Consider the following 6,000-nt stretch of genomic DNA (forward strand, 5'->3'; position numbering starts at 1 on the left):
CTTTAGGAATTATTTCTTGCAGTTCTAACGATGAAACTCAAAATGATAATACTAAAATACTTGGAAAATAGAATTGGGTTTCAAGTTGTGGAGGTTTTACAGGAGACTGTTGGTACCCGGGTGAAGACAATTACGAATCTATAGATTAGTAAATTTGAGCCCGTAACTCACGGTTATAAACCGTTATGCGCAATCCTCATAGACTCCAAAAGAGTCTTTAGTACTATGGCTAACGAAGATGAGAAAAATGAGATAAAAAACAACTAATTTTAAATTATTGATTTTGAACATAATAATTTTACGTTAGTCAGAATTTAACCCAACCATTGTATGATAGTTTACATCTAAGACACAATAATATTAAAAATAGAACAATGAGAAAACTAAAATTATTTTACGGATTTATCTTTTTCAGTATGATTTTTATTGGCTGTACAAAAGATGACGGAGATAAAGAAAAAATAGTTGAAATGACAATTTATCCAGAAACTGGATATGGAGCAAGTGTTATGAGTGATATCTGGACTCAACCATTGATTTTTTCCGACAATGATGAGAATCAAGAAAAAATGCTAGTTGACATAATAACAGAAGGGTTTGATTTTGATTATGAAAGAGGTTATGAATTTAAATTCAGAGTAAAGAAAATATGGATGCAAGAACCTCCTCAAGATGTATCTTCAATTAAATATGAATTTATAGAACTTCTCTCAAAGGAGAAAGTAATTACAAATGATAGTGAAGAAAATCTAAACCAGTTTGTAGCATCAGAGACCGTTAAATTTACCCCTAAATATCCGTCTGAATACGAGGATGAAGATAATATGGCTACAAAAATTTATGACGCATTAAAAGTTAAAAATACAGATTCTGATAATTGGATGATTCTAACCGAAATAGAAGGATTTAATTATGAAAATGGTTATGAGTATGAACTTAGAGTGAAGAAAGTAACACAAGCTGAACCTTACTCTGTAAAATATGTGCTTATTGAAATTATTTCGAAGGAAAAGAAAAATTAATAAATAAAAGCGCATAACATTTTGTACAAGTAATGGCAGGCGATGTTGTAAATATCAAGGTTTGTAGCCCGATCAAACTGCATAGCGATTTGACAGGAAAGAGACCTGCAATCTGCCACTACTCATACAATTTACAGTTAAAGGGAAAAACCTATGGAAATAAAACCACTTGAACAGGGACAGAGTCGTAATGAAATAATTTGTGATAGTTATCTCATTAGTCAATTCTCAAAAATTGAAGAAATAATTGAAATCTATCTAAGACTTTCTGAAGAAAACAAAGGACATTCTGTATTAATTACTCTCGATGATTTGAGTCAAGCGGAATACACCTGCGCACATTCGACAATGAATAATAACTTAGATGAAACTGATGGTTATGACTTATCAACAGTTGACTCATTCGCTTTTGAAAATGGAGAACATCTTGGTTATTTATCAACACCTTCCGAATTTTTTATTCGTAAAAAGAACTTTGACAAAGGTGTAATTGGAGTTGAGTTCGATTCGATTTTCCAAAAAGACATAAGTGTAGATGAGGATGAACTTGGTAGATTGATAGATGTTAATCAAAACCCAAATAATTGGATTGATGAATACATTATTGCAAAAATAGTTCCTGTTGAAAAACCCTATGAAGCTATTTGCGCTTTTCCAAATGGTTATTTTAGTTGTGACTTAAATCCTTTTGAAAACTACGTTTTGGCTAAAAGACTTTATGAAAACTATAAGTATAAACTTTTTGGAATTGGGGCTTCTCTCATCGGTTTTATTAGAGATGAAAAATTACAAGAAAATGAATATAAAAAACTACTAAAGGATTTGTCAAAAATATACAGTCAAACAGAAAGTAACATTGAAAAATTCGTTAATAGGAATAAAAAATATAATCTACTTTTTCTAAAATATACTGAACAGTTAGAATAACGGCATACAACGATGCTATAATGCATACCCTGTGGGATACGCACCATACACTAACCGTTGTGCACACTCACTCGAACCCAAAAAATAATCTGACTGACCTCGGGCACGGTAAAATCGTATTTAACAAGCATTGCTCAATCGTTTTGTAAAACTGACTTTCAGTACAGATAAAATAAAGCTTTTCATTTTCATAAATGGAGAGAGCGGGATATTTAATCTCGCTCCCCCTGGAAGCTTTTTACCTGTTTATTAAAATAATCCGGCTTCTCTCGGATAAATAACGCTACACTTGCAGTAGTGGTTTCTCGGTTAGGTTAAGAAAATGCCTTGGTAAAACCTGCTTAGATTTACTTATTCTCTTTTATACTTATGTCCATTCCTCCACCTCCATATAACCCTTGTAGTGAGGTTACTTTTTTGCCTTCGTATAAAAAACGTATTCGAAACCCCTTTAGACCTTTTAGCATAAATTCATGATCACTATAGGGGTATAACTCATATTTAGTTTCATTATCTGCTTGATAGAATAATGTACCGTCTTTAATGGTAATTTTACGTGCCCCATAACTTCCAACAAAAGATTTTAACGTTTTTGAATCTAAGTTTATCGGATTGGTTTTTACTTTCAATTTGGCGATTGCCCATTCGTAGAACGCTTTTGAGCCTGCCTCCTTATTATTGTTCATAAGTGTTTCCAATGCTTTGAGATATGCATCATTGAACGCATCTTTAGCCGGAGTTTCAATATGTGGGCTCACGCCCGTTCCTTCCCAATTTGTGTTTGTAATAGGGTTGATGGCTCTACCGGTAGGAATCCAAATCATGTAGCGGTTTGTTGCTATAAACTCTCTTCCTGGATGTGCGCCACCACCGGTAGTTTCTCCAATTAACGTGGCGCGTTTCAGGTTTTTTAAATTATAGCAGAATTCTTCGCCGGCCGAAAATGTATGGGAACTGGTTAATATATATACAGGAGTATCAGGGCTTCTTGTGCCAGAAACATGTGGTAAGGTCCAGGTTTGAGAATTTGAATCGGTTGGACGCCAATAAAAGTTGTTTAAATGCACTGGTTTGCTTCCATATAGGTAACTGGTTATGAGTTGAATCATAGTTGGGTGTCCTCCATAGTTAGACCGTAGGTCAATAATAATAGCATCGGAATTACTTAAAAAGTTCATCGCCGAAACAGCCGTTTTCCCTGCGTGTTCAACATTATAAAAACTTCTAAGATCCAAATAACCAACATTGCCATCCAGAATTTTCACTTCTTTAAAGCCGAAATTATTTCGCTTCATGTTACTAATTTGCCAATTCAAATGAGCCGAGCTATCTTTAGCCGTGGCATTCAACTGTTTTGTTATATGTTCTGGGCCAAATGATAACCAAATATGCTTGTCTTTACTAATAGCTCGTAAATCTGCTGTTAAAGTGTTTGCAAATTGGTCAGGATCGAGAATGGATTTATAATCGCCTTTCTGAAGTTTAGATTTAATGCTTGAAGCCATTTTTTCGGCAACGTCCGGAAAAATATAGTTTGCGGTTAGTTTACTGCTTATAGAATCTACTACGATTTGTTGTTCTTGTAAGGTCAGTTGGGGTGCTTTTACTTGCGCATTTATTTGAGTTGAAATTAATACTATAAATGCAATGCGGATGAGGGGGAACGTGATTTTCATGGGGTCATGTTTTTAGACAATTGTTTTTAATTTTGTTTAAAATGGATTCTAGTTGTTTCAGTTCGTCTTTTGTGATTCCTTGAAGTGATGAGCTTCTATTATGATGAATTATAGGTGGTAATTTTTCTAATACTTCTTTTCCCTTGGCTGTGATTTCAATTTTAAACCGTCTTCGGTCTTCATTATTCATGGATCGTTTCAGAAAGTTTTTCTGAACCATTGTGTTAATCATTCGGGTCATTGAGCCAGTATCCCTAAACACCAGTTCGGCTATTTCCTTTTGTGTCATTTCGGGATGTTCATTTAAGAAAATAAGAACCATGCCCTGATCGATGGTTACGTCTTTTACTTTTGCTGAAATGTTTTTCAGTGCAAATCTTCGATACTCCTTAATAGTACTTTCAATGACATGAAATATAGTTTTCGAAGGAAGGGGTATAGTCATATTTTATTTATTTATTTATTTATTTATTTATTTATTTAACATGAAAGTAATTGACATGCCAATAACATAAAAAACATTAACTCTTTTTTAACGTTTTAGATTTTAATAAAATAGCGTAGAAATCTTTGTGTTCTGAGATATTATGCATCAAGATCAAAAGTTGTTTGAGAATTCAAACTAACACATAAACGCTTCGAAAATGACAGTTTATAGTTTTCATTTAAAAATTGGTAAAACATGAATCGTAGGTAAACGCCTCGGGATTTGCAGGCAAGTGTCAAATGTTTGAAGTTGTCGTTAAAAAAGATATGATTACATTATTTAGTTTATTCTATTCAACAGATTAACACGGTCGTACCTCCCCTCGCAAAGATGGTGTGTTTTTTGTTTCGAACATAAATTGAACTGTTATTCAAGGAGTTTTTATAGCTATTAAGGTGAGGTAAAGTCTGTCCAATGGATTTTAGGTTAACGCAAATTTTGTGCATGATCCATAAAACCCGTTGCGGGAAAATAAAAAAAGTACTGTAGCTAACAAGAGTAATCGTAGCACAAGACACTAAAAAACGCAGAAATTAACTCAAAAGCTTCTTTTTAAGGAGCTTTATTTTTTAGAAGTGTTTATTTGTTTTCAAATTTAAAGGTTTGTTAAAAGTCTTATATGAAGTATTATTAAGACTTTTATGTTTAAAATAACATGGCCAGACTGCTTTTGGTATCACTTTTCACTGTTTTAGAGATGAATTTTAGATATTTCTTGAGATTATAGGCTATAGCAGAGAGATACATTACTTTGACTCGTCCTGAAAAAAACTACAATAATTTAACACAATTATGTATAAAAACGAAACGTTATTATATTGAATATATGACATATATGATTGAATGTCGGGCAAATGTCCTGCATAATACAATCGTGATTTTTTGAAAATTTTTAAGTTATATCTAATCTTACCATAAATTTCAATTTTGAATGGAAAAACTAGAGTTTAGAACAAAATTAATTGAAGTCAGAAAAGCAAAAGGATTAACTCAAGTGGATGTTGCTGAAAAAAGTAGAATTACTGTACGTACAATTCAGCGCATAGAATCAGGAATAGTTAAACCTAGAGCCTTTACGATTAAAATTATTTCTGAAACTCTAGGATTTGATTTCTATGATAGCTCTGATATCTGTCATGATGTTATCTTAAATCAAAACTCAAAATTGAAAAGGCATACTATTTTTTGGTATGTAAAAGATTTGTTTAATTTAAAAACTAATACAATGAAAAAAATTTCAATTTTATCAACAACCAGTTTGATTATCGTCTTAGGCCTGTTTTCTTTCAATTCAGAGATTTTTGCTCAAACCTCCAACAAAAAAAACAGTATTACAGTACAAAAGAATATGGACAAATCTATTAAGCGAATTGATGTAAGATTTACAAACTATCTTACATATGATAGTTTAATCAGCATTAAGAATCACTTAAAAGCATATGACATTAAAATCAATTATAAGAAAATTGAATTTGATGAAGATAATCGTTTAAAAGACATCTCTTTAGAAGCGTTTACAAAATTGGGGAGTGGTTCATTTAGTATGCCATTATCAGATATTACAAAGACTGGAGGGTTCTTTGTAGATTATTCAAAAAACACAAAGACAAAGTTCTGTATTGGAGGTTGTGATTTATAAAAAAATACCATCAAACCATGTAAAAATAATTGTCTACCCTAGCCTATTTGGTTCGTTTCATTTTTACTAAATATAGGTACTAAACCACGCAAATATTCAAGATATATGAAACGTCAGACTGTGCATTAACTTTTTTTGTATTCTGATTGTTAATGGTTTGAGTAATTCTTATCTTGTATAGGAACACAAATCATACTTATGGAACATATACATGGTCAGGATCGTAATCAAATCCGGATGACTTCCCTT

5 protein-coding genes and 1 pseudogene are annotated in these 6,000 nt (G+C 32.3%); 3 read left to right on the forward strand and 3 right to left on the reverse strand.

What is annotated here, in order from left to right:
- Positions 1 to 416 precede the first annotated feature (416 nt).
- A complete protein-coding gene (locus Q4Q35_RS16445; RefSeq protein WP_303279111.1) occupies positions 417 to 1,022 on the forward strand; it encodes a DUF4377 domain-containing protein in 606 nt (201 codons plus the stop codon).
- A gap of 153 nt (positions 1,023 to 1,175) precedes the next feature.
- On the forward strand, positions 1,176 to 1,949 hold the full coding sequence (locus tag Q4Q35_RS16450) for a hypothetical protein (protein WP_303279112.1): 774 nt from the start codon (positions 1,176 to 1,178) through the stop codon (positions 1,947 to 1,949).
- A gap of 347 nt (positions 1,950 to 2,296) precedes the next feature.
- Here Q4Q35_RS16450 and Q4Q35_RS16455 read toward each other — a convergent pair whose 3' ends face one another.
- The 3 genes and pseudogenes from Q4Q35_RS16455 to Q4Q35_RS22540 form a co-directional block, all read right to left on the reverse strand.
- Positions 2,297 to 3,625 carry a S41 family peptidase gene (locus Q4Q35_RS16455; RefSeq protein WP_303279113.1) on the reverse strand — a complete coding sequence of 443 codons (1,329 nt, stop codon included), beginning with the start codon at positions 3,623 to 3,625 and terminating at the stop codon, positions 2,297 to 2,299.
- Between the two features lie 4 nt (positions 3,626 to 3,629).
- A complete protein-coding gene (locus Q4Q35_RS16460) occupies positions 3,630 to 4,070 on the reverse strand; it encodes a MarR family winged helix-turn-helix transcriptional regulator (RefSeq protein ID WP_303279114.1) in 441 nt (146 codons plus the stop codon).
- A gap of 708 nt (positions 4,071 to 4,778) precedes the next feature.
- Positions 4,779 to 4,865 (reverse strand): annotated as a pseudogene (locus tag Q4Q35_RS22540) (transposase); the annotation flags it as partial.
- Between the two features lie 178 nt (positions 4,866 to 5,043).
- Here Q4Q35_RS22540 and Q4Q35_RS16465 point away from each other — a divergent pair.
- Positions 5,044 to 5,751: a helix-turn-helix domain-containing protein gene (locus Q4Q35_RS16465; protein WP_303279115.1), complete on the forward strand. Its 708-nt coding sequence runs from the start codon at positions 5,044 to 5,046 to the stop codon at positions 5,749 to 5,751.
- The last annotated feature ends 249 nt before the right edge of the window (positions 5,752 to 6,000 follow it).

The organism is Flavivirga aquimarina (assembly GCF_030540835.1).
GTDB lineage: Bacteria > Bacteroidota > Bacteroidia > Flavobacteriales > Flavobacteriaceae > Flavivirga > Flavivirga aquimarina.

Coding starts and splice junctions, on each gene's coding strand:
- Q4Q35_RS16445 (WP_303279111.1), top strand. CDS start 417: ATGATTTTTATTGGCTGTACAAAAGATGACGGAGATAAAGAAAAAATA.
- Q4Q35_RS16460 (WP_303279114.1), bottom strand. CDS start 4,070: ATGACTATACCCCTTCCTTCGAAAACTATATTTCATGTCATTGAAAGT.
- Q4Q35_RS16450 (WP_303279112.1), top strand. CDS start 1,176: ATGGAAATAAAACCACTTGAACAGGGACAGAGTCGTAATGAAATAATT.
- Q4Q35_RS16455 (WP_303279113.1), bottom strand. CDS start 3,625: ATGAAAATCACGTTCCCCCTCATCCGCATTGCATTTATAGTATTAATT.
- Q4Q35_RS16465 (WP_303279115.1), top strand. CDS start 5,044: ATGGAAAAACTAGAGTTTAGAACAAAATTAATTGAAGTCAGAAAAGCA.